Annotated in this window: 18 protein-coding genes, 1 tRNA gene and 2 pseudogenes; 9 read left to right on the top strand and 12 right to left on the bottom strand. The window is 71.1% G+C overall.

Annotated features, from left to right (window positions below):
* Positions 1 to 256: 256 nt before the first annotated feature.
* Entirely contained in the window at positions 257 to 1,186 is a 930-nt protein-coding gene (locus ACJ6WD_RS07215) for a Yip1 family protein (protein WP_016573136.1), read from the top strand.
* A 125-nt stretch (positions 1,187 to 1,311) separates the two neighbouring features.
* On the opposite strand, the gene ACJ6WD_RS07210 is transcribed toward ACJ6WD_RS07215, so the two are convergent.
* From ACJ6WD_RS07210 to ACJ6WD_RS07195, 4 genes are all read right to left on the bottom strand, one after another.
* Positions 1,312 to 2,898 (bottom strand): ricin-type beta-trefoil lectin domain protein, encoded by a 1,587-nt coding sequence (locus ACJ6WD_RS07210; protein ID WP_407615317.1) that lies wholly within the window; start codon positions 2,896 to 2,898, stop codon positions 1,312 to 1,314.
* A 153-nt stretch (positions 2,899 to 3,051) separates the two neighbouring features.
* Positions 3,052 to 3,549: a phosphoribosyltransferase gene (locus ACJ6WD_RS07205; protein ID WP_016573138.1), complete on the bottom strand. Its 498-nt coding sequence runs from the start codon at positions 3,547 to 3,549 to the stop codon at positions 3,052 to 3,054.
* 69 nt (positions 3,550 to 3,618) lie between these two features.
* Positions 3,619 to 4,194, bottom strand: coding sequence for a dCTP deaminase (gene dcd / locus ACJ6WD_RS07200; protein ID WP_016573139.1), 576 nt, complete (start codon positions 4,192 to 4,194; stop codon positions 3,619 to 3,621).
* A 140-nt stretch (positions 4,195 to 4,334) separates the two neighbouring features.
* On the bottom strand, positions 4,335 to 4,493 hold the full coding sequence (locus tag ACJ6WD_RS07195; protein WP_016573140.1) for a hypothetical protein: 159 nt from the start codon (positions 4,491 to 4,493) through the stop codon (positions 4,335 to 4,337).
* A 281-nt stretch (positions 4,494 to 4,774) separates the two neighbouring features.
* Here ACJ6WD_RS07195 and ACJ6WD_RS07190 point away from each other — a divergent pair.
* Both ACJ6WD_RS07190 and ACJ6WD_RS07185 read left to right on the top strand, forming a co-directional pair.
* Positions 4,775 to 4,848 (top strand) — tRNA-Gly (locus ACJ6WD_RS07190).
* A 401-nt stretch (positions 4,849 to 5,249) separates the two neighbouring features.
* Positions 5,250 to 5,744: pseudogene (locus tag ACJ6WD_RS07185) on the top strand (trypco2 family protein); the annotation flags it as partial.
* Between the two features lie 134 nt (positions 5,745 to 5,878).
* Here ACJ6WD_RS07185 and ACJ6WD_RS07180 read toward each other — a convergent pair.
* Positions 5,879 to 6,205 carry a MerR family transcriptional regulator gene (locus ACJ6WD_RS07180; RefSeq protein ID WP_100606316.1) on the bottom strand — a complete coding sequence of 109 codons (327 nt, stop codon included), beginning with the start codon at positions 6,203 to 6,205 and terminating at the stop codon, positions 5,879 to 5,881.
* 634 nt (positions 6,206 to 6,839) lie between these two features.
* Here ACJ6WD_RS07180 and ACJ6WD_RS07175 point away from each other — a divergent pair.
* Positions 6,840 to 7,576: pseudogene (locus ACJ6WD_RS07175) on the top strand (PP2C family protein-serine/threonine phosphatase); the annotation flags it as partial.
* Between the two features lie 348 nt (positions 7,577 to 7,924).
* Here the strand turns inward: ACJ6WD_RS07175 and ACJ6WD_RS07170 are convergent.
* From ACJ6WD_RS07170 to ACJ6WD_RS07155, 4 genes are all read right to left on the bottom strand, one after another.
* Positions 7,925 to 8,233 (bottom strand): SCO5918 family protein, encoded by a 309-nt coding sequence (locus ACJ6WD_RS07170; RefSeq protein ID WP_376558456.1) that lies wholly within the window; start codon positions 8,231 to 8,233, stop codon positions 7,925 to 7,927.
* Between the two features lie 60 nt (positions 8,234 to 8,293).
* Positions 8,294 to 8,683, bottom strand: coding sequence for a CBS domain-containing protein (locus ACJ6WD_RS07165; RefSeq protein WP_233657143.1), 390 nt, complete (start codon positions 8,681 to 8,683; stop codon positions 8,294 to 8,296).
* A gap of 61 nt (positions 8,684 to 8,744) precedes the next feature.
* Complete coding sequence (locus ACJ6WD_RS07160; RefSeq protein ID WP_407615316.1) at positions 8,745 to 10,259, bottom strand: DEAD/DEAH box helicase; 1,515 nt, start codon at positions 10,257 to 10,259, stop codon at positions 8,745 to 8,747.
* 282 nt (positions 10,260 to 10,541) lie between these two features.
* Positions 10,542 to 10,745, bottom strand: coding sequence for a cold-shock protein (locus ACJ6WD_RS07155; protein ID WP_006604711.1), 204 nt, complete (start codon positions 10,743 to 10,745; stop codon positions 10,542 to 10,544).
* 861 nt (positions 10,746 to 11,606) lie between these two features.
* Between ACJ6WD_RS07155 and ACJ6WD_RS07150 the strand changes: the two genes are divergently transcribed.
* The 4 genes from ACJ6WD_RS07150 (at position 11,607) to ACJ6WD_RS07135 (ending at position 14,283) form a co-directional block, all read left to right on the top strand.
* Positions 11,607 to 11,906, top strand: coding sequence for a WXG100 family type VII secretion target (locus ACJ6WD_RS07150; protein WP_016577972.1), 300 nt, complete (start codon positions 11,607 to 11,609; stop codon positions 11,904 to 11,906).
* 74 nt (positions 11,907 to 11,980) lie between these two features.
* Entirely contained in the window at positions 11,981 to 12,277 is a 297-nt protein-coding gene (locus tag ACJ6WD_RS07145) for a hypothetical protein (RefSeq protein WP_233657145.1), read from the top strand.
* Positions 12,278 to 12,323: 46 nt separating this feature from the next.
* Entirely contained in the window at positions 12,324 to 13,022 is a 699-nt protein-coding gene (locus tag ACJ6WD_RS07140) for a hypothetical protein (RefSeq protein WP_407615315.1), read from the top strand.
* A 25-nt stretch (positions 13,023 to 13,047) separates the two neighbouring features.
* Positions 13,048 to 14,283, top strand: a complete 1,236-nt coding sequence (locus ACJ6WD_RS07135) for a hypothetical protein (RefSeq protein ID WP_233657147.1) — start codon at positions 13,048 to 13,050, stop codon at positions 14,281 to 14,283.
* Between the two features lie 75 nt (positions 14,284 to 14,358).
* Here ACJ6WD_RS07135 and ACJ6WD_RS07130 read toward each other — a convergent pair whose 3' ends face one another.
* The gene (locus tag ACJ6WD_RS07130) at positions 14,359 to 18,741 is read right to left on the bottom strand and encodes an FtsK/SpoIIIE domain-containing protein (RefSeq protein ID WP_407615323.1); all 4,383 of its coding nucleotides are present in this window, start codon (positions 18,739 to 18,741) and stop codon (positions 14,359 to 14,361) included.
* 248 nt (positions 18,742 to 18,989) lie between these two features.
* Here ACJ6WD_RS07130 and ACJ6WD_RS07125 point away from each other — a divergent pair, with 248 nt between their 5' ends.
* Positions 18,990 to 19,931, top strand: a complete 942-nt coding sequence (locus ACJ6WD_RS07125) for a hypothetical protein (RefSeq protein WP_376441497.1) — start codon at positions 18,990 to 18,992, stop codon at positions 19,929 to 19,931.
* 3 nt (positions 19,932 to 19,934) lie between these two features.
* On the opposite strand, the gene ACJ6WD_RS07120 is transcribed toward ACJ6WD_RS07125, so the two are convergent.
* Both ACJ6WD_RS07120 and ACJ6WD_RS07115 read right to left on the bottom strand, forming a co-directional pair.
* Positions 19,935 to 20,519: a sigma-70 family RNA polymerase sigma factor gene (locus ACJ6WD_RS07120; RefSeq protein WP_038520325.1), complete on the bottom strand. Its 585-nt coding sequence runs from the start codon at positions 20,517 to 20,519 to the stop codon at positions 19,935 to 19,937.
* Between the two features lie 147 nt (positions 20,520 to 20,666).
* Positions 20,667 to 21,437: a LamG domain-containing protein gene (locus tag ACJ6WD_RS07115; RefSeq protein ID WP_233657149.1), complete on the bottom strand. Its 771-nt coding sequence runs from the start codon at positions 21,435 to 21,437 to the stop codon at positions 20,667 to 20,669.
* Between the last annotated feature and the right edge of the window lie 45 nt (positions 21,438 to 21,482).

The raw sequence follows: 21,482 nt of genomic DNA, 5'->3' as shown, positions 1-21,482 counted from the left end.
CCCCCCCCCCCCCCCCCCCCCCCCCCCCCCCCCCCCCACCCCCGGCACCGCACCCGACCAGCCCCGCGCAGCGGCCCCGCGCCGCAGGCGCAAACAGAAACCCCCACGGCGGGAAGGCCGACAACGTGGGAAACCCACCCCGGAGGGGAACCCCTTAGGGGATGTCACAGCTCGGCTCCAAAGGGCCGCTGCCCCACCACGCGGCCCCACCCGCGCAGCGGGACCAGGTACTTTCGAGGGCGTGGCTGGATTCAGGATGGGGCGCGGACGGGATGCCCGACCCGCGCAGGACGGACAGCAGGCGGGGCAGCAGGCGCCGCACGGGTACGGCCCGCCGGCGCCGTACGGGCAGCAGCCCCCGCAGGGACAGTGGCCCTCGGCGCCGCAGGCGTACGGCGCGCCCCAGGGCGGGCCGGGCCCGCAGGGGCAGCCCGAGTACTTCGGCGACGGCGGCTACCAGGCGGCGGAGCCGACGCACCCCGCCTACGACAACCTCAACAACGCTCCGGGGCACACCCAGCAGTTCAGCGTCGGCGAGGCCCCGGACGCCTACGACGGGTACGGGGACGGCTACGGGCCGGCCGACGGCCAGTACGCGGCGGGCGGCACCTACCGCGCCGGCCAGAGCAGCGCGCCCCCGGCCGGTCCGCGGCTGCCGTGGCAGCAGTTGCTGTCCGGCATCGTGCTGCGGCCCACGCCCACGTTCTGGCAGATGCGGGACCACGCCCTGTGGGCTCCGGCGCTGATCGTCACCTTCGTCTACGGGCTGCTCGCGGTCTTCGGCTTCGACAAGGCCCGCGAGGACGTGCTCAACCAGACGATGGGCAACAGCGTCCCGTGGGTGCTGATCACCTCGGTGATGTTCATCCTGGGCAGTCTGATCCTGGGCGCGGTCACCCACACCATGGCCCGCCAGCTGGGCGGTGACGGCGCCTGGCAGCCGACCGTGGGCCTGTCCATGCTGATCATGACGATCCCGGACGCGCCGCGGCTGCTCTTCGCCATGTTCCTGGGCGGCGACAGTCCGCTGGTCCAGGTGCTGGGGTGGGCCACCTGGCTCGCCACCGGCTACCTGCTGACCTCCATGGTCAGCAAGTCGCACGACCTGCCGTGGCCGAAGGCGCTGGGCGCCTCCGCGATCCAGTTGGTCGCGCTGCTGGCCCTGGTGAAGCTCGGCACGCTGTAACCGGCGCACGACGCGGTCCGGCCCACGGATCGAGGGGCCCGTTCCGAAAGGACGTCACCGACGTCTCTCGGAACGGGCCCCTCGTCGTTCCGTGGGCGGGCCCGCCCTCGGCTTCCGGCGGCCGGTCAGGCGAACCGCTGGCCCGCCGACCCGTCGCACTTCTGGAGCCGTAGCGGGTCCTTCGCCGCGCCCAGCGTCAGGCACAGCGACGGGGCCGCGGTCGGGCGGAGCGTGCCGCCGTCCCGGTCGAACTGCTGGTTGGCCGCGCCCGAGCAGTTCCACAGCACCAGCGCGGCGCCGGCCTCGTAGCGGGCGCCCGGCACGTCCAGGCACCTCGCCTGGGTCAGTTCCACGTGCAGCGACTTGCGGCCCTGGTCGTACCACCAGCCCTGGTTGCGCTGCCCGTTGCAGTCCCAGCCGCCCACCGCGGTGCCGTTGCGGGACAGCCCGCCGGTGGCGTCCACGCAGGTCCCGGTCGCGGCGCTCCTCAGCGGCCGGTAGGCGTCGTCCCAGGCGCCCGGGTACAGCTCGGGCCGCCCGGTGTTCGCCGGGTCGGCGCAGGACGCCTCGCGCAGTTGCGGCGCCGCGTACAGCTGCGTCAGGCAGGACGCGAACGCGCCGTGCCCGCGGGCGTTGGGGTGGAAGGACTGGCGGACCGAATTGGCGTCCGGCGGGAAGGGGTTGGAGACGTTCACGTACAGGCCGCGGGCCCAGGTCTCGGGCATGCACACCTCGTGCCCGTGGAAGAGCCGCGAGGAGTCGAGGTAGGTGACACCGGTGTCCTGCGCGATCTTGCGCACGCCGCGTTCGAAGGCCGGCACCGCCGCGTTGCGTCCCCAGCCGGAGTCCGAGGTGTACCCGGTGCACCCGCCCGGGATCTTCCCCGGAAAGTTCGGGTTGTCCTCGACGTCCGGGCCGATCGGGCTCGGGTACGACATCACCACGAGCCGGTAGTCGCCGTCGGCGTACCCGGCGTCCCGCATCACGGTCCGCAGGTCCCGCACCGTCGCCTCGACCTTCGGCACCAGCCCGTCCACCCGGGCCTGCCAGCCCGGCTGGTACTTGGGCTCGCAGGTGCCCTGGAGCAGGAACCAGCGCTCGACGCAGTCCGTCATCACCGGCCCGAACTGGAGGTCGTCGTTGGCGCCGGCGACCAGCAGGACCATTTTCAGCCGGGTGTTGCGCGCCGCGATGGCCAGACTGTCGCTCTGCACCAGTTCATCGGCGTACTGCTTGGTGCCGCCGATCCGGATGTTGCCGGTGTACGCGCCCGAGCACGCGACGTTGTACGTCACGTCCGCCGCGATGCCGGTCCGGTGGATCGCGGAATCCGGCGACCGGTGGCACCAGTTGGTGGGCCCGTCGGTCCCCGGCTCGTACGTCCCGACGCCCTCGCCGGCGATCTCGCTGTCGCCCAGCGAGATCAGCGAGGTCTTCCGCTCGTCGAGCGGCCGCACGGCGGCGTCGCCGTACAGCTTCGCCGCCGCCTGCGCCCGGATCCGTTCCAGTTCCGGCGACAGCGGGGCAACGGCCGGCCGCCCGGCCGTCGTTGCGGTTCCCACCGTCGCGGTCCGGGCCGGGGCGGCACTCGCGCCGCCCGCCGTCACCGTGAACGCGGCGGTCAGCGCCGCCGCCGACACCGCCACGGCGGCCCGCAGCCGCCGCCCTCGTCCACGTCCGCTCCACTGCGGCCCGCGTCTCGCACGCACCATTGGGCCTCCCCTCCGGTCTGCTGTTACCGCCGGTTTCTACTCGGAGGTAGTGACCGGTGGAACACCCGGAGCAGAACTGGCCGAAAGGCGCGCCACAAAACGCCGCGAGCCCGCAGTGATCGCGGGCTCGCGGGACGGACGGGGAGCAGTGCGTCAGGCGTCGAGGATCTGGCCCTCGCGCCGGACCACCGGCGGCTCGACGCTCCACGGGAAGTTGATCCAGTCGTCCGTGCGCTTCCAGACGTACTCGCACTTCACCAGCGAGTGCGACTTCTCGTAGATCACCGCGCTGCGGACCTCGGCGACGGTCCCCAGGCAGAAGTCGTGCACCAGCTTGAGCGTCTTGCCGGTGTCGGCGACGTCGTCCGCGATCAGCACCTTCTTGTCCGAGAAGTCGATCGCGTTGGGCACCGGCGCGAGCATCACCGGCATCTCCAAGGTGGTGCCCACCCCGGTGTAGAACTCGACATTCACCAGGTGAATGTTCTTGCAGTCCAGCGCGTACGCCAGCCCACCGGCCACGAACACGCCGCCCCGGGCGATCGACAGCACGATGTCGGGCTCGTACCCGTCATCCGCGATCGTCTGCGCCAGCTCGCGGATCGCTCCGCCGAACAGCTCGTACGTCAGGTTCTCCCGCACGTCACCCACGACTCTCCCAGACCTCTTCCTCGTCTCCGGGACCCGCACCGGCCCCGCCTCGCACCTGCGTAAGGTGCCTCACACCTGCGTACGGTGGAAGTTCTTGAACGACCGCGACGCGGTCGGACCGCGCTGCCCCTGGTACCGCGAGCCGTAGCGCTCGCTGCCGTACGGGTGCTCCGCCGGCGAGGTCAGCCGGAACATGCACAGCTGCCCGATCTTCATGCCCGGCCACAGCTTGATCGGCAACGTCGCGACGTTGCTCAGCTCCAGCGTCACGTGCCCGCTGAACCCCGGGTCGATGAACCCTGCGGTCGAGTGCGTCAGCAGCCCGAGCCGGCCCAGGCTGGACTTGCCCTCCAGGCGCGAGGCGAGGTCGTCGGGCAGCGAGATGACCTCGTACGTCGAGGCCAGCACGAACTCGCCGGGGTGCAGGATGAACGCCTCTTCGCCCTCCGGCACGACCTCGCGGGTCAGGTCGGCCTGCTCGACGGCGGGGTCGATGTGCGGGTAGCGGTGGTTCTCGAACACCCGGAAGTAGCGGTCGAGCCGCACGTCGATGCTGGAGGGCTGCACCATCGCGTCGTCGTAGGGATCGATGCGCACCCGACCGGCGTCGATCTCGGCCCGGATGTCCTTGTCTGAGAGAAGCACGCAGACGAGGATACGCGCCCGCGCACACCCCTCCGAACGACGAGGGCCCGGCCCCCATCAGGGACCGGGCCGCACGAACCTCACCTCGACGTCACGCGCGAAGATCGCCGCCGACCTTCACCGCGACCCCGCGACCGCCGCTACCGCTTGGCGTGCTCCACCGGCACCGAGTGCCGCAGCCGAGCACAGCGCGGGCAGCGCAGCAGCCGCCCGGGACCGAGCCGGTCGGTGGTCTGCATGGGGAACGAAGCGGTGCTGAAGACGTGCCCCTCGGCACAACGTACGACGGTGCGCTCCATCAAGTCCCTCTCCCAACTGCGTGGACAACAAAAGCCACATTAGGGGATGAACTGGGTGCACTCGCAGGCGGCACTCCGATGCCCCACCGTACGCCTCAACTCCCGTGCCGCGCACCCGCGTACCGCCCCGCGGAGCCCGCCCAACCACCTCCCCGACGCCCCCTCCGAAGCACCCCACCCACCACCCGGACAAGCCAAACGCACCGCGGCACGGCGATGGGGTAGAGTGTGCGACGAAGCTCCGCCTCCAGGCTGGTTCACTCCAGACCGGGCGGTGTTACGCGGGTGTAGTTTAATGGTAGAACATGAGCTTCCCAAGCTCAGAGCGCGGGTTCGATTCCCGTCACCCGCTCCATGCGAAAGCCCCAGGTCAGCGACCTGGGGCTTGTTTGTTGTCTAGACCTCTCGCGGACCCGCGCGCCCTCCATGTGCCCCAACTCAGCGGGAAACAGCGGGTCATGGGGCAACAGGCCACCCCCAGTTCCCCGCGTCGGCCACTGATCTCGAATGGCGAGACGCGATTCACGTGACGTGCACCACCGAAGCGACGAACAATTGCCGACTTGCGCTTGCGAAGTGCACCGATTCCAGGCTTTGGGTAGCGCTCGTCAGTGGCCAACTGGCCTACTGGGGCCCGGAGATAGGGGGGACAACCTGGAATCCGGCAGTACCGAGTTGGCCGAGGCGCTCAAGGCCGTCCGCGACGGCCTCGCAGCAGCGCAACGGGACGGCGAGGGATGACCCTTCCGCTTCACGGTCAAGGACGTAACGCTTGACCTCGGCATCGAGCTACGGCACTCGGCATCTGCGGGCGGCGGAGTGCAGGCGTTCGTCGTCTCCGCCGACGCACGCGGTGAACGGGCAAAGAGCGAGACCCACAAGCTGACCGTGAACCTGCAGGTGCACCATGCGGAGGACCATCTGATCTCGGATGTGGGGCGAGGGCTCGCCCCACTCCCGGGCGAAGCACCTCTGTCCTGGGAGACCCGCGTGAGCGCACTCCTCCGCCAAAGAACGGTTGAGGTCCACAATCCTCGTGATGGGACATTCGGTTCCGGGAGCATCATTGCCCCTGGCCTCATCCTCACCGCAGCCCATGTGTCCTGCCGGCAAGGTCCAGATGGTCAACCGGTGTTGGTCCGTGCCCTCGAAGAGGGAGCGACCGTAGAGGCACGGGTGATTCGGCACGACGCAGAACTGGACAGCGCGCTGCTTCAGGCCGACCGAGGGCGCCTCGGAGCCGGAGTGCCGGCTCCGACAGACGGGGCGCCTTCCTGCTCATCGCAGCCTGGCGCCAGCGCATATGACCTCCCAGTACTCGTCAACATCGCCCCACCATGGATCAGGCCGCAAGTGACTTCACCACCGCTCGAAAAAACCAGCCGTTACGAGGTGGCACCGCGGGTACGCAGTTCTTCGTTGATGCGCTGGGCTTCTTCGAGTTGGTCTTCGAGGATGATGATGCGGCAGGCGGCTTCGATGGGGGTGCCGGCGTCGACGAGTTCGCGGGTGCGGGCGGCGATGCGCAGTTGGTAGCGGGAGTAGCGGCGGTGGCCGCCTTCGGAGCGCAGAGGAGTGATCAGTCGGTGCTCGCCGAGGGCACGGAGGAAAGCGGGAGTACTGCCGATCATCTCGGCGGCCCGGCCCATGGTGTAGGCGGGGTAGTCGTCGTCGTCGAACTTGTCGACGGGGCGGGAACTGCGAGGGGGCATAGACCTCTTCTTTCGGGGACGCGTCGAGGGGCCCGAGTGCCGTACTGGCACCCGGGCCCCGAGCTTTCAACACCATCTGCCGGCTGACTGCGCCGGCCTTCTTGTTCCGCTGGTCCGTCCTGGAAGACGGAAGTGCGGGGATCGCGGATGCGTGACCGGGGACCACCTTCCAATCTGGGGCCTGCGGTACCCGAGCGGTGCTCTGCCCGCCCGGGCGATCCTGATGGCGTTCTGCTTCTCACCTTCGGTTACTCGGTTGTACTGCTGGATATCGCGGGTGGTACACGCGGCCCCCAGGGCCGCTCGGCCCGGCAGACAGCGAAGGAACCCACCTTTTCCGGCCCCTCCGCGCCCACTGCCGTTCCGCAGACCTGCTCACGCGGCAGTTCATCTCTGCCGCGCCCTCTTCGACTTCTTGGGTACGAGGAAACACTAACCCCCGCACCCACCCATGTCTACTCTCGGCGTTATAGATTTTCTCAACAGACAGTGAGTGGACTTCTACCTCATGCACACCGGGAAGAGTGCCGTCCGGGTTGAAGACCGGCCCGGCGGCACAACCGACCCAGGCAGGGTGTGAGCGCATGAACGACACGACGACAACAGCACGACAGCTCCGAAGCCCCCTGCCGCCCTTGAAGACGGCAGCCCCGTCGGCATCCCACGCGCCCGCGACGCCGCCCGGGCTTTCGCCGACAGCCTCGACCCGTCCTTGGATTCCGAGGCTGCGGAAACCCTCGCCCTGGTGGCCGACATGCCTGTGACCAAGCACGGCTACACCGATCTGTTCTTCCGGTTCCGACGCAGGGAGCCGATGAGCGTCGCCGCGGAGATCCAGTGGGCGGTCCTGCCACCGCTGGCGATGTCCGTGCCCCGGGTCGCGGTGGCCGGGATTCTGGAGCCCGCGTACGACGTCGCGGGTGACAGCTTCGACACGCCCTCAACGGCGACATCCTGCATGCGGCGGTGGTCGACGCGATGGGCCACGGTCTCGATGCCGCCACGATGGCCACGGTGGCCATCGGTTCCTACCGGCACGCGCGGCGCATCAGCATCGGGCTCTTCGAGATCTACGCGTTCATGGACCGGGCGATCGCCGGCAAGTTCGGCCCCGACCGCTTCGTGACCGCCCAGATGATGCAGCTCAACACGGCTACCGGGAACGTCCAGTGGGTCAACGCGGGACATCCCGTGCCCCTGCTCATCCGCGGACGGCGCATCATCCGGCGGCTCCACAGCGCGACCACCCTGCCGGTCGGCTTCGGCGGCCAGGAGCTCCGGATCAGCGAGCGCACCGGGACCGAGAGGCGGGCGGCAGTCCGCTCCCTACCCCAAGCCCTCATGCGTGAACGGGGTGGAATCACCACGGACGGCTACCAAAGCTCCCGAGAGGGGAGCAGGCCAGCCTCAGACCGCCGGGCCTGCATTGTCGGGCATGGACTGTCACAACATCGCCGGCAGGGTGGAACGGCCGGGGCCGTTTTCTGCTCTCTTCTCACCGGCCGACGAGGCACCTCACTTGCCGAACCGGAACGAGCGCCCTACGTATCTGCGTTCCCCCGCCACGCGGACCCCGCGGGGAAGTCCCGGTCTTCCCGAGGTGGGCGGCGTGTAGCGCTTCGGCGTAGGGGATGCCGGCCCCTGGAAGGAGGGGCCTTGCGCTGGTCCGACCGCTGAGTCGGCCGCTGCGGGGCGGATTCTGTGCCCACAGCGGCCCGGTCAGGCTCGGGCCGGGCTCCCCAGCAAGGCGGACGCCGTCTCCAGTGGTGTGCGACCGGTCGGTGGTACGAGCGCGGCAGCCGGGCGGCACACGAAGCCGAGGCGGCTCAGGGCCCGGGTCACTTCACCGGCGGAGAAGTCACGGCGATCCTGCCGGGTGATGATCTCCCCGACCTGTTTGACGGGGTAATGGCGGCGACCGATGAGGACGGAGTCACCCGTGACGGGTTCGGCTTTGATCCCCTTCATCGCCTCCTGCACCTCGGTCTTGAGCAGGTCGAAAGGGAAGCGGGCGATGACGACGCGCATAGTGCCTCGACAGGGTCGAAGAGAAGCCGGAAACGGATCACCGGCCCGGACGGAGAGGAATCAATGGGTGAGGACGACGACGCCCAGGGCGTGCCCGTCCTCACCGATCACGGGCGAGGCCCGCAGCGCGCGTTGACGCATGGCGCGTTCCGCGTCGGGTGCGGGCGTCACCGGTGAAGTGAAGGGCCCACGGTCGTAGGTGAGGTCCCGCAACCGGGTCTCCTCGGTGTACCAGGAGCCCTGGCGGTGGGCCGTCAGCTGGGAACGGGTGATCAGGCCCGTGCACCGCCCGTCCTCGTCGCGGACGAGGAGATAGCCGGCACGGGCCCCGATGAGGACGGACAGAGCCACGTCGACGATCATGTCGTCGTCGACCTGTGGTCCCGTCGCCGACATGACGTCGCCGGCTGCCTTGCCGGAGCAGTCTGCCTGGGGGTAGCTCTGCAACATCAACGAAAGCCTCCGTGACGATGGTGATCCGATGAACCGAGCCTGATCGTCCGGCACCGGCCTAGGCGGCCGGGGCCGAAGAGGTCCGCCGCGCAGTCGGTGCCGCGGTTCGGGCCGATCCGGCAGCACGGCGTGCCTGGGCGGGGCGGCTGCGGCGGCCGCGTGTGGAGGAGCCGCTGCGCTTGGCACGTTCGACGACTGGTGCGGCGATGGTGACCGGGGTGCCGGAGGGTGCCTGGGCGCCTGTGATGCGGCTCAGTTCGGCCTCGCCGGAGCGGACCTGGGTGGTCTGCGGGATGATGCCCGCGTCCGCCATCAGGCGGTTCACGGTGCGGCGCTGGTTGGGCAGGACGAGGGTGACGACGCTGCCGGACTCACCGGCGCGCGCGGTACGGCCACCGCGGTGCAGGTAGTCCTTGTGGTCGCTGGGAGGGTCGACGTTGACGACGAGATCGAGGTTGTCGACATGGATACCGCGGGCCGCGACGTTGGTGGCCACCAGGACGGTGACATGGCCGGACTTGAACTGGGCCAGGGTACGGGTGCGCTGGGGCTGGGACTTGCCACCGTGGAGGGCCGCGGCGCGGACACCGCTGTTCAGCAGATGCTTGGTGAGGTTGTCCACGGCGTGCTTGGTGTCCAGGAACATTATCGACCGACCTTCGCGGGCGGCGATCTCGGTGGTGGTGGCGTGCTTGTCGGCGCCGTGGACGTGCAGCACGTGGTGCTCCATCGTCGTGACCGCGCCCGCCGAAGGATCGACGGAGTGGACCACCGGGTCCGTCAGGTAGCGCCGGACCAGGAGGTCCACGTTGCGGTCCAGGGTGGCCGAGAAGAGCATCCGCTGTCCTTCGGGCCGAACCTGGTCGAGCAGCGCGGTGACCTGGGGCATGAAGCCCATGTCGGCCATCTGGTCGGCTTCGTCCAGCACGGTGATGCCGACCTGGTTCAGCCGGCAGTCACCGCGCTCGATGAGGTCCTTGAGCCGTCCTGGCGTGGCGACGACCACCTCGACGCCGCCGCGCAGTGCGCTGGACTGGCGGCCGATCGACATTCCGCCGACGACGGTGGCCAGCCGCAGCTTGAGCGACCGGGCGTAGGGGGTGAGTGCGTCGGTGACCTGCTGAGCCAGTTCTCGAGTGGGGACCAGGACCAGTGCCAGCGGCTGGCGGGGCTCGGCGCGCTGCCCGGCGGTACGGGCCAGCAGGGCCAGACCGAAGGCCAGCGTTTTGCCCGATCCGGTGCGGCCGCGGCCGAGAACATCGCGTCCGGCCAACGAGTTCGGCAGCGTGGCGGCTTGGATGGCGAACGGGGCGGACATGCCTTCTGCGCTGAGGGCCGCCAGCAGCGCCGACGGCATGTCCAGCTCGGCGAACGTCTCGGCCGGGGGCAGGGCGGGAGTGTGGGTGACGGGCAGGGCGAACTCTCCCTGCAGGGGCGCGCGACGCCGTCCGGGGCCCCCGGAACGTCCTGTGCCCGAGCGGTTCGGCCCACCGGAGCGGTAGCCGCCGCGGTCTGAGCCGGACACGCCGCCAGAGCGGGAGTAACGGTCATTCGTGCGAGCTGTGCGGTTCATGGAGAACCTTCCTCGATGCGGTACGCCGAGGAATTCCTGGCGGCGATGAGCCGCACACAAAGAATCGCAAGAACGAACCGATGAAATGAGATGAAACGATGCGGGGCAGAAACATGTCGACCCTGCACGCCGAAGCGGGACAGGCGCCGCAGCAAAAGAAGGGCATCTGGCTTCCGCACACCGCGTGTGCGGCCGTTGTGGGCACGCGGGAAACGGCGAAAAAACAACGAGCTGGGGCCCGCACCCAAGGTGCGGGCCCCAGCTACGGTGTACGCGTCAGCCTCAGGCGGGAACGATGTTCTCGGCCTGCGGGCCCTTCTGGCCCTGCGTGACGTCGAAGTTCACCTTCTGGCCTTCCTGCAACTCGCGGAAGCCCTGGGCGGCGATGTTCGAGTAGTGGGCGAAGACGTCGGCGCCGCCACCCTCCTGCTCGATGAAGCCGAAACCCTTTTCCGCGTTGAACCACTTCACGGTGCCAGTAGCCATGTCATATCTCCTTCGGGGCAGTGCCCGGAGCCCACACCGTGTGAACTCCGTATCGCTGCGTTGATTGCCCGTCCGGAAATAAACACCGGAAACACGAAAGCACTCTGCCAGGTACGGCAGTGAGCAAGCTTGAAGTCTTGGGAACCACAACTGCAACTGAGATCGACGGTAGCACGGTATTGGCAGCCAGGCGCGGTGCATGATCCCGGCGCTTTCAAGAGGGCAAAAAACCCTTACCGCGCCAGTGGTCATTTCTGTAGTTGCGGCATGAGATATTCAGAAGCGGCGCGTGTCCGTATTCGACCGGAAACACGTCGAGCTGCTGGACCGCCGCCCCTGGCTCCGCAGGCACGAGCCGGGCTCCACCACGGCCAACACGGGTGTCCCTCGCCGCTCTCCGCTCTGCCCCGCAGGTCGCGTTTACGCAGGTCAGCTACCCAATAGCGACTGGTGACCCCGTTGATTCCCAAGCGCAGCGCGCGGGTTCGATTCCCGTCACCCGCTTCAGATCGAGAGCCCAGCCCAGGGGTACACCCCCGAGGCTGGGCTTCTTTGTTGTGTGCGGTGTCGGCGGCGTGGTCCGTTGGCGGCGTGGTGCCGTCGTCCCTCGTGTCCCGCGCCTCGGTCGACCGTGCGGCGGCGTGCGTGCCCGGGCGGCGGGAGGGGCGTCCGCGGCTTCCCGAGGCGCAGGTTGGTGGCGGACGGCGTTTGGCCGTGGCCTAGTTGGGCGTGGGGGTGGGGGCGGGGCGGGTCTTTCGTCACCGTTCCGCAACAGGCCGAACCGGGCTGGCGGGTGCCGCGTAGAGCCGGGTGTGAGCGGCCGAGCGGCCGCGGCGATCCGCAACGAGAGAAGGAACCGACATGGCCGGCGGCAACATTCAGATCAGCCCGGACGAGATGCGGGAGGCGTCGACCTGGCTGCAGAACCAGAAGGAACTGATGCAGCAGAGCCTTCACGAGGCCAACACCAAGATGGACGAGATGGTCGAGGCGGCCTATGCGACGCCGGGCTCCGAGACCAAGTTCCGTCCGTTCTGGGAGGAGTACAAGAACGGCACCGAGAAGGCGATCGAGGGTCTGCAGGGCGTCAGCGAGTTCATCAAGCAGGTCGCCGACGCGTTCGTCGACACCGACGACCAGACGTCCGGCGCCATCGGCTGACGTGGCCCCGTGTCCGGTCCCGCTCTCCGGTCGGAGGGCGGGACCGGACGGTGCTGACCGGAGAGGAGCAGCCGATGACCCGCATCAGCGTCCCCATCGAGGACTTGAACGAGACGGTCACGTCGCTTGAGGACATCGGGGAGCGGATCAACAACACCGCGCGGCTCAGCGACGTCGGGTCGAAGAGCGACGTGGGCGATTCGACGCTCGCCGAATCCCTCGCGTATTTCGACCACAAGTGGAGCGAGGGCCACGAGAAGGTGCAGGACAACGTGAAGGTCTTCTCCGAGAACACGAAGAAGATCGCCGATGCCTTCACGCAGACGGACGACGAGACCGTCAAGGCGCTGGACGAGTCGAAGAAGAGCTGACGAGAGCCGGAGGGCAGAGAGCCCCTTGGTGGAAGGGACACGCGTCATGACGCATCCGGTCACGGACCGGGATCCGGGGGCACCCGCGCACTACAAGCTGCGCTACCCCGGTTCGTGGTGGTACCTGGACCTCGACCCGAGCACCCGGGACGCGTCCATCCGCCGCCGGATCGAGCACCAGGCGAGGGGAGTTCCGCAGCTCTCCCGCGAGCGGCTCGACGGCCTGATCCGCACCACCCGGCACACGGCCCGCGAGGCCTACACCCGAGGGGCGCTCCAGGCGGCGGGCATGGTGGCGTTCCCCGGCGGGGACTCGATGCTCAGCGCCACCTCCGTCGTGGTGCGGATGCCCGTGCCGGAGGACCAGCCGGCGGACCTGGCCGAGGTGCTCTTCGGGGCGGGCATGCAGGCCGACGGCCCGCAGAGCGGCGGGTACCCGCCGCGCGAGGTGGAGCTGTTGGAGTTCGCCGAGGTCGGGCCGGTCGGGCGGATCGCCTCGATCGAGGACATCGACTACAAGGGCAAGCCGGTGCGCACGGCGCTGCTGCACACGCTGTTCCCGATCCCGGGCCGACGCGAGTACCTGGTGGTCTCCAGTTCCACGCCCAACGTGGAGCTCAAGGACCAGTTCTTCGAGGTGTTCGACGCGATCGCGGGGACGCTGCGCTTCGTGGAAGTAAAGAGCAAGGGCACGGCCGTGCCGGCCGCACAGGGCCCGCAGGGTATGGACGAGAACGGAAAGTGAGGGCGCGGCAATGGCGCGGCCAGCGGTGTCCGAGTGGGAGACGGTCTTCGGGTTCTCGGACGACCCGACGCCGGGCGATGCGGAGATGCTCACGACGCTCGCGGGCCGGTACCGGGCCGTCGCGGACGACGCGGACCAGGCACTCCCCATCGTCAGTGGCCTCAAGGGTCGCCAGATCGGCGAGGGCAAGGCCATGGACAAGCTCCGGGACAAGCTCGGGGACCTGGCCAACCAGGTGGAGAAGCTGCACAGTTCGTACGACAAGGCGGCCCGCGCGCTGAGTACGTACGCCGACCAGCTGGCGGACCACCAGCGCAAGGCGGACAACGCCATGGTCGACGGGCGGGACGCCAAGGAGCGGCTGCGGCGCGCCACCGACGCCGCCACCGCGGCGGGGTCCGTGATCAGCGGCCTGGACGCGGCGGACCCGCCGCCGCCGGACGACGAGGCGGCCCGGCGCAGCGCGCGGCAGGCCATGGAGAACGCCCGGCACGACCAGTCCTCGGCGCAAGGGGACGCCGACGCCGCCCAGCGGGACCTCGACGCCGCCCGGATGCTCGCCGAGGACGCGCAGGAGCTGCGCGAGTCGGACGCCTCGACGGCGGCCCGCGCGCTGGACGAGGCGTCGGGCGAGGCGGTCGGGGGCAAGAGCCTGTGGGACAAGATCAAGGACATCTTCAAGAAGGTGCTCGGCTTCATCAGCGCCGCCCTGGGGATCATCGCCATGCTCATCCCCGGGCTCCAGGGCCTCGGGCTCATCCTGACGATCGCCAGTCTGGTCACCGCGGCCATCCCCTTCATCATGAACATCGTCGACAGCATCCAGTCGGGCGAGTGGGACATCCTCGACATGGTCCTCAGCGGTCTGGGGCTGGTGCTCGGCGGCATCGGCCTCGTCAAGATCGCCAATTTGGGCGGGATCGCGAACACCCTCAAGACCGTGGGGAACGATCTCAAGACGATCCAGATCAACATCAAGAGCGTGGGCCCGACCCTCAAGGGGTTCGCCGGGTTCAAGGATCCGACGGCCTTCGTCGGAAACATCCTGTCGAAGTTCCCCAACGGGACGATGAAGGTCCCGGACGTGCTCAAGCAGCTGCCGGGCCTCAACAACATCTGGACCAAGACGGGGACGTGGTTCGACCAGAGCTCGAACCTCATCGGCGTGGCCGGGCTCGGCTGGGCGATCAACGGGGCCGTCCCCGGCGGTACGAAGGGCACGACCGTGCACGACCCCAGCTACGTGGACGGATCGACCTGATCCGGGCCGCGTCCCGGAATGCGTGAGGGCTCCCGCCCCGGCCGTCGCCGGGGTGGGAGCCCTCTGCCGTGGGCCTCAGCCGCCGGCCGGCGGGAGCACCGTCTCCGGGACCTGGACGGTGCGCAGCACGCCGTCGCCCAGGTGCAGGATCGCCCGGCCGGGGCGGGTCGCGCCCAGGCGGCTGCGGGGCACCTTGACGCCGATCAGTTCGCCGTCGCTCATGTTCTGCGGCTTCAGCAGCAGACCGCACCGGTTGCGGCGGGCCTCGGTGTGCCAGCCGGAGAACCCGGAGGAGAGCCGGTCGGTCTGCCCGGCGATCACCAGGCCCCGGCCGCTCTCGGCACCGGACTTGGCGATCGGCGTGAGGACCGGCTCGGCCTTCGACTTCAGCAGCAGGTCGGCGTCGTCCAGGAGCACCACGGCCCCCTGCGCCGAGGAGGCCAGCGCCTGCTCCAGCGCGGTGGGGTCGATGTCGGACTCGTCGAAGACCGCGAGGACCCCGGGCCGGCCGGCGAGTCGGCGCAACGGCGACCGGGCGGGCGCGCCGATGACGACGGGCGTCCCGACCGACAGCAGCGACAGGGCCAGCGTCGCCAGGACGGTGCTGCGGCCCGAGCGGGCGGGACCGGCGACGAGGAACGTCGGCGTGATGCCGAAGTCCGGTCCGAACGCGGTCAGTTCGTCGCCGCCGACGCCGGACAGCGCCCAGCGGGCGGAGGGCAGCGGCCGCGGCAGGTAGCGGACCGCCGCCTCCCAGGTGAGCCGGTCCGGCAGGGTGTCGACGCGGAACGGCCGGGTGGCGGCGGGCAGGTGGGCCACCCGCTGGCGGCAGTACTCGGCGATCTGCTGGAGCGCCGCGGCCTGCGCCTGGCCCTCCGGGTTGTCCGTGAGGAGCGCGATCTGCACCTCCGCCTTGTCGGCGGCGCGGAAGGCGCGGCCCGGCGGGATCTCGTCGGGGACGTTCCGCTGGGTGATGCCGATCATGCCGTACTCGGACTTCTCGTTGAGCTTCAGCACGAGCTTGTCCTCGGTGGAGCCGTTGACCCGGCTGGAGAACAGCGCCCGGTCGCCGGTCATCACCAGGTGGATGCCGACGCTCCCGCCGTCCCGGAGCAGGTTCAGCACGCCGGTCAGCAGGTTTCCGGCGTCGTACTCGCCGAGCTGCTTGTCGAAGACCTCCCACCGGTCGATGAACAGCACGATGTGCGGCGGCCGTTCGGCCTCCGGCAGGCTGCGGCGCAGCTCCGGCAGGTCGGCGCTGCCGTGGGCGGCGAGCAGTTCCTGCCGCCGGGCGAGCTCCGTCGTCAGCCGGGCGAGCAGCCGGGCCACCCGGTCGGGCTGGGTGCGCTGGGTGACGGCACCGCAGTGCGGCAGCCCCTCCATGGCCAGCAGGGCGCCGTTGCCGCAGTCGATGCCGTACATGTGCAGGCGGTCCGGGGAGTGGGCGTAGGCCAGGGTGCCGGCGATGGTGCGCAGCGTCTGCGACCTGCCCTGCCGGGGCGAGCCGATGACGTGCAGGTGCCCGAGCGTCGCCGGGTCGATCACCAGGGGGAGTCGGGCCTGTTGGGCTGGCAGGTCCAGCACGCCGTACGCGACGGGCGCGAGGTCGTAGTCCGAGGGCGGGGCCGGCGGCAGTTCACCGGTGACCAGCTGCTCGGGCAGCGGCGGCAGCCAGGGGCTGTGCTGCGCGGGGATGCCCATCTCCCGGTCCGCGTCCCGGATGGCGCGGACGAGTCCGGCGAGGTCGGTCTCCACCTCGGCGGGGGCGGCCGCGGCGCGGGGCCGCGGCGGCAGCGGTTCGCCGAGCCGTTCCCAGCCGACGGTCACCGCCCAGGGGGCCGGCAGCGAACTCGCCGCGGCACCGGGGCGGCGGCCGCCGACCCGACCGGACTGGAACGGCACCAGGGAGTTCTGGCCGAGGCGGACGTAGGCGCGGCCCGGCGTGCTCTGCGAGATCGACGCGGCCTCGGGGGAGTTGAGGACGTCCTGGCTCTCGCCGGAGTCCGTCACCCGCAGGGCGATCCGCAGATTGGTGTTGGCGCGGATCTCCGAGGAGACGACGCCGCTGGGGCGCTGCGTCGCCAGGATCAGGTGGATGCCGAGGCTGCGGCCCCGCTGCGCGATGTTGACCAGGCCCTTCACGAAGTCCGGCAGGTCGCGCACCATGGAGGCGAACTCGTCGATGACGATGAGCAGTCGGGGCATCGGCTCGTGGCCCGCCGGGTTGCGCTCCAGCAGGTCGACGTAGTCCTCGATGTCCTTGGCGCCGACCGCGGCGAGGATGTGCTCGCGCCGGGTGAGCTCCGCCGTCAGCGACACCAGGGCCCGCTCGACGAGGTGGGCGTCGAGGTCGGTGACCATGCCGACGGTGTGCGGCAGGTCCACGCAGTCCTTGAACGCGGAGCCGCCCTTGTAGTCGACGAGGACGAACGTCATCGCGTCCGGCCGGTTCGCCACCGCGAGCGAGGCGACCAGCGTCTGCAGCAGTTCGGACTTGCCGGAGCCGGTGGTGCCGGCGACCAGCCCGTGCGGGCCGTCGCGCTTGAGGTCCAGGAAGAACGGGCCGTCCAGGGAGACGCCGACGGCCGCCCGGGTCGAACGGCCCCCGGCCGCCCAGCGCGCCCGGATGCCGGCGGCCTGCGGCGGGTCGAGGGCGAGCACGTCGAGCAGCCGCGCGGCACCGGGCAGCACGGCGGCCTCCTCGTCGGCCCCGCCCGGGTCGCGCAGCGGGCCCATCGCGCGGGCCAGCGACCGGCACCAGTCCTGGGACACCGCGTCGGGCCGGATGCCCCCGACGGTGCCCCGACCGGAGCGTCCCACCCGCACGGTTCCGCCGGGCTCCTCGGCGACGACGGCCTGGCACTCCTCGGGCAGCAGCCGCTCCTCGGCGTCCAGGCAGACCGCGCGGACGCCGACGGCCGGTCCGTCGCGCAGGATCTGCGCCACGCCGGGCAGCGAACGCAGCCTGCGGGCGCCGTCGAGGACGACGAGGACGTCGGGGCCGGCGGACCGCTTCCGCCGGTCCTCCGCTCCGGCGCGCTCGGCGATCAGCGCGGTCAGTTCGGCGACCCGCCGGGCGCAGGTCTCCGTGCCGTAGCCGATGCTGGCCGGGGTGTCGCCGGACTTCTTGCGCACGTGCGGCAGCCAGCGCAGCCAGGACCAGCTGTCCCGGCCCGGGCCGCCGGTCGTCAGCAGGTGGATCTGGAGGTCGCGGGGGCTGTGCAGGACGGCGGCCTGGGCGACGGCCCACTGCGCGACAGCGCGGGCGACCGGGCCCTCGCCGGCGATCCCCAGCACGTCGTGCTGGCGCAGCGGAACGGTCACCGGGACGTCGTACGCGGTCCACGGGTCCTGGCGGCGGTGTTCGTCCTTGGTCGGGTCCTGGAGCACCACGTCGGAGGGCAGGTCGGCGGTCCCGATGCGCAGTTCCAGGAAGTCGGCGTCCGAGGTGCGGCGCTCCCACAGGCGGCGCCGGGGGCCGACGGCGGTCAGGACGACCTCGGCCGGGTCGGGGAAGCCGCGGCGCCGGGCGGTGCGTTCGGCCGCCAGGGCCTGCTGCGCGTCGCCCTCGATGCGGGCCTTCTTCTCCTCGTAGGCGGTGACCGCGTCCGAGTGGGACTGGCGTCCGCTGCGCCGGCTCACCAGGTAGTTGCCGAGGATGGCGACCGGGGAGAGCAGCCCGAACAGCAGCATCGACATGCGGCCGAAGACCAGCGCGCCGGCCACCGCCATCACCAGCGGGGCGAGCGCGGTGATCCACGGCAGCGGGCGGGCGGCGGGCGAGGCGGGCGGGGAGGGCAGCGTGAAGCGGGTGGCGTTCTCGGCCGGCCGCAGCCGCGGCGGCCGGTTGTAGTCCCAGCCGGCGCCGTCCTCCGAGGGCTGCACGGCCGCGTCCGGCCGCTGCGGCAGGGCGAGTTCGAGCAGGCAGCCGCCGACGAGGAGCTGCGCGCCGGCCTGCCAGGCGGTGGACTCGGCGAGGTCCTCGCGGTCCAGTTGCGGCGGGTCGCCGGCCGGCGCGGCCGCGTCCGGCGCCACCCGGCAGCGCCCTCCGGGGCCCACCGTCAAGATGGCGAACGGCCGGTCCGGCATGGCGCGCAGCACCTGGGCCATCCCGTCGTGCGCCAGGCCGATCCGGTACTCGCCGATGTCGAGGCGGTGCACCGCGCCCGCCGCGGTCCCGCCGACCGCACGGACCTCCACCAGCCCGTCCGGTTCGGCCGACGAGGTGCCCGCCGGGCGGCCCAGGCCGACGACGGCCGCGTGGTGCAGCGGCGAGTCCCGCAGCCGCAGGTCCGCGGGCAACAGGCGGTCGCCGGCGTACAGTCCGAGGCCCTCCGGGGGCCGGTGGACGCCGCCCGCCCCGGCCAGCGCCTCCGCGACGGCGCCCACGGGCGTGTCGGGGTCGGCGTCGAGGTGGACGTCGAACGCGTCACCGTCCCCCTCGACCACGGTCAACATCAACGACACGAAACGTCCTCCAGCCGGCGCGAATGGGGGGCCTCGGAAGCCGTGTTCGACGGCTCCGTGCCACTGACGTGAGCTACGGCGCCGGCCGGCGATTGGTTCACCCGGCGGGCTCGTGAACCATCCGGGGGCCGGCGCCGTAGTCGCCTTGGGAGGCACGGCGCCGCGACGCCGCCGCGGTGCCGCCCCGCTTTCGACCGTCCCGGCTCCGCCGCCGGGGCGTCCCGACAAGGAGTCAGAAGATGATCTGGTACGTCCTGGCCGCGGTGCTGGGGCTGGCGCTGATCGGGGCGGTGGCCGCGCTGATCGTCACCGAGTGGCGGTCCCGCCCGCCGAAGCCCGTCGCCGCCTCGGCCGCCGTCGTGGGACGGGAGGCGCTGGACGCGGTCAACGCGGGCCTGCGCCGGCTGACGGGCGAGTGCCTGCGCTCCGGCCGGTCGCTGCCCGACCTGTACGCCGTCGTCTACTCCGAGGAGCGGCTCGGACTGCTGCTGGCCGGCGCGGAGGAGACCGCCCCCGCGCCGTGGACCGCCGAGGAGGACGGCGAGCGCTGGACGGCCCCGCTCGACGCCCTGCACCGCCCCGGTCCGGAGGGCGAGCCGGCTCTGCCGTACGCGCTGACGGTGACGGTGGGGCTGGACGGCCCCGACCGGGTGCTGGTCGACCTCTCCCGGGCGACCGGACCGGTGTCCGTGACGGGCCCGGACGAGGAGGTGCACAGCCTCGTGCGGGCCGTCATCGCCGAGACGCTCTCCAGCCCGGTGGGCGCCCTCGCCGAGGTCACCCTGGTGGGATCCCTGGCAGGCGCGGGACTCGTGACCGGCGACGGGCCGCACAGCTCGCGGCTGCACACCGCGGCCACCTTGGAGGAGGCGTTCGCCCGGGCCGCTTCGGGGGCACCGGGACAGCCGCAGCCCGAAGCCTCCGACGTCACCCAGATCTTCCGGCTGATCGAGGGCAGCAGCCGGCTCGCCGTCCAGGGCGAGGCCCCGCACCTGTTCGTGGTGGACGCCTCGCAACTTCCGCGGCGGCAGGGGGCGTTGGACGCCCTGGGGCGCGGGGACGCGCTGCTGGTGGTCGGCGACGCGCCCGCGGGGTGGCGCTGGCGGGCCGGCGCCGGCGGCACGCTCGACACCGGACCGCTCGGCCTGGAGATCACCCGGCACGTGGGGCGTTTCGCGTGAGCCTCAGCCGGCTTCGCGCTCCTGGCCGTCCACGTGCAGTCCGCGGCTGTGCAGCGCCTCGCGCAGGGCGCGCGCGGCGTAGTGCGTCCGCGACTTGACGGTGCCCGGCGGAACGCCGAGGACCTGGGCCGTCTGGTTGACGCTGCGCCCCAGGTAGTGCACGTGCAGCAGGACCTCGCGCTGCGAAGGCCGCAGGTCGCGCAGCGCCTCGACGAGCACCTGGGAGGTCAGGACCTGGTCCACGTCGTCCGGGACCGTCAGGTGGGCGAGTTCCGGGTCACCGCTCTCCGGCGGCCTGGCCTGGCGGGCCCGGTGCCCGTCGATGACGAGGTTTCGCAGCACGGTGAACAGCCACGGCCGCACCGATTCCGCGGTCGGGTCGAGCTCCTCGGCGTGCCGCCAGGCGCGGATCGCGACCTCCTGGAGGACGTCCTCGGCACGGTGCCAGTCGCCCTCCAGGCGCCGTGCGGCGAACTGCAGTAACGCGCTGCCGTGGGAGTGGTAGAGGGCCCTGAGGAACTCGTCCGGGCGGGACTCCGGCGTGGCGGGGTCCGGTATGCGGTCTTCGGTCGAAGCGCTGGCCGACAAGGGCCTTTTCCTCTCCGGTCATCTGTGGGCGAGACGGGTCAGCCGGCTGCGGGAGGCCGGCGGGCACTGCCGCGAGCGGTCGTGCGTGCGCTCCGTGCGGTGTGTCCGCCGGCCTGCGTCGGCGGTGGGCCCGCCCCGGTGCCACGGTCAGTCCGGTTCGCGGGCCGACAGCGACTCGACCTCACGGGGCGTCAGTTCCCGGTCGTAGAGGTGCACGTCGGCGATGTCGCCCTGCCAGAAGTCGACCGTCTCCCCGTTGAACTTGGCGCGCCCGAGCACCACTTCACCGGTCGGGTCCACGCTGCTGGTGGCGATCCTGCTCCCCGCCAGTCGGCCGTCGACGTAGAGCTGCATGCGGTGGTCCTTCTGGCTGTACGTGCCCGTGAGGTGGTACCAGCGTCCGGCCTGCGGCTTCTCGGTCTTCTCCGCGACGGTGCGGGCGCCGGAGAAGCTGAACGCGAAGTTCTGGTCCTGCCCGGAGTACTGGAGGAAGAACGCGCTGATCTGGTCGCCGTCCTGGGACAGGGCGGTGTGGAAGCCGTTCATGTCGTCGGCGGTGAGCCGCACCCGTGCGGCGACCGAGTAGTCCTGGCCCTTGGTGTCGAGCCGGGTGCCGGTCTCGGCGTAGCCGCTGAGCCCGTCCAACTGCAGGGCACCGCCCGTGGGACCGTCGACCCACTGCGTGCGCCCGAGGACCTCCGTGTCGCGCTCCCCCGCCTTCGCGGTGCCGGACTGGTGCAGCGGCCACCACGCGACGCCGCGCAGCGCGCCGGGGTCGGCGCCCGGAGCGGACGCGACCGGCTTCGCCGCGGCCGGTTGGTCGCCGGCCCCCTGGCCGCGCACCAGTTGCACGACGACGAAGGCCAGCGCGACGGTCAGGACGGCGATCGCGGTGATGAGCGACCATCTGCGCTTCATGAATCTCCCCGAAACGTGCGGCGTACAGGTGTCACTCGTAGGTCA

This window comes from Streptomyces sp. VTCC 41912, assembly GCF_045799175.1.
Classification (GTDB): Bacteria; Actinomycetota; Actinomycetes; order Streptomycetales; family Streptomycetaceae; genus Streptomyces; species Streptomyces albulus_C.
The sequence above is the reverse complement of the archived record's forward strand: the minus strand, read 5'-3'. Positions and strand labels throughout refer to the sequence as shown.

Coding starts and splice junctions, on each gene's coding strand:
- ACJ6WD_RS07215 (WP_016573136.1), top strand. CDS start 257: ATGGGGCGCGGACGGGATGCCCGACCCGCGCAGGACGGACAGCAGGCG.
- ACJ6WD_RS07210 (WP_407615317.1), bottom strand. CDS start 2,898: ATGGTGCGTGCGAGACGCGGGCCGCAGTGGAGCGGACGTGGACGAGGG.
- ACJ6WD_RS07195 (WP_016573140.1), bottom strand. CDS start 4,493: ATGGAGCGCACCGTCGTACGTTGTGCCGAGGGGCACGTCTTCAGCACC.
- ACJ6WD_RS07180 (WP_100606316.1), bottom strand. CDS start 6,205: ATGCCCCCTCGCAGTTCCCGCCCCGTCGACAAGTTCGACGACGACGAC.
- ACJ6WD_RS07170 (WP_376558456.1), bottom strand. CDS start 8,233: ATGCGCGTCGTCATCGCCCGCTTCCCTTTCGACCTGCTCAAGACCGAG.
- ACJ6WD_RS07165 (WP_233657143.1), bottom strand. CDS start 8,683: ATGTTGCAGAGCTACCCCCAGGCAGACTGCTCCGGCAAGGCAGCCGGC.
- ACJ6WD_RS07160 (WP_407615316.1), bottom strand. CDS start 10,259: ATGAACCGCACAGCTCGCACGAATGACCGTTACTCCCGCTCTGGCGGC.
- ACJ6WD_RS07155 (WP_006604711.1), bottom strand. CDS start 10,745: ATGGCTACTGGCACCGTGAAGTGGTTCAACGCGGAAAAGGGTTTCGGC.
- ACJ6WD_RS07150 (WP_016577972.1), top strand. CDS start 11,607: ATGGCCGGCGGCAACATTCAGATCAGCCCGGACGAGATGCGGGAGGCG.
- ACJ6WD_RS07145 (WP_233657145.1), top strand. CDS start 11,981: ATGACCCGCATCAGCGTCCCCATCGAGGACTTGAACGAGACGGTCACG.
- ACJ6WD_RS07140 (WP_407615315.1), top strand. CDS start 12,324: ATGACGCATCCGGTCACGGACCGGGATCCGGGGGCACCCGCGCACTAC.
- ACJ6WD_RS07130 (WP_407615323.1), bottom strand. CDS start 18,741: ATGTTGACCGTGGTCGAGGGGGACGGTGACGCGTTCGACGTCCACCTC.
- ACJ6WD_RS07125 (WP_376441497.1), top strand. CDS start 18,990: ATGATCTGGTACGTCCTGGCCGCGGTGCTGGGGCTGGCGCTGATCGGG.
- ACJ6WD_RS07115 (WP_233657149.1), bottom strand. CDS start 21,437: ATGAAGCGCAGATGGTCGCTCATCACCGCGATCGCCGTCCTGACCGTC.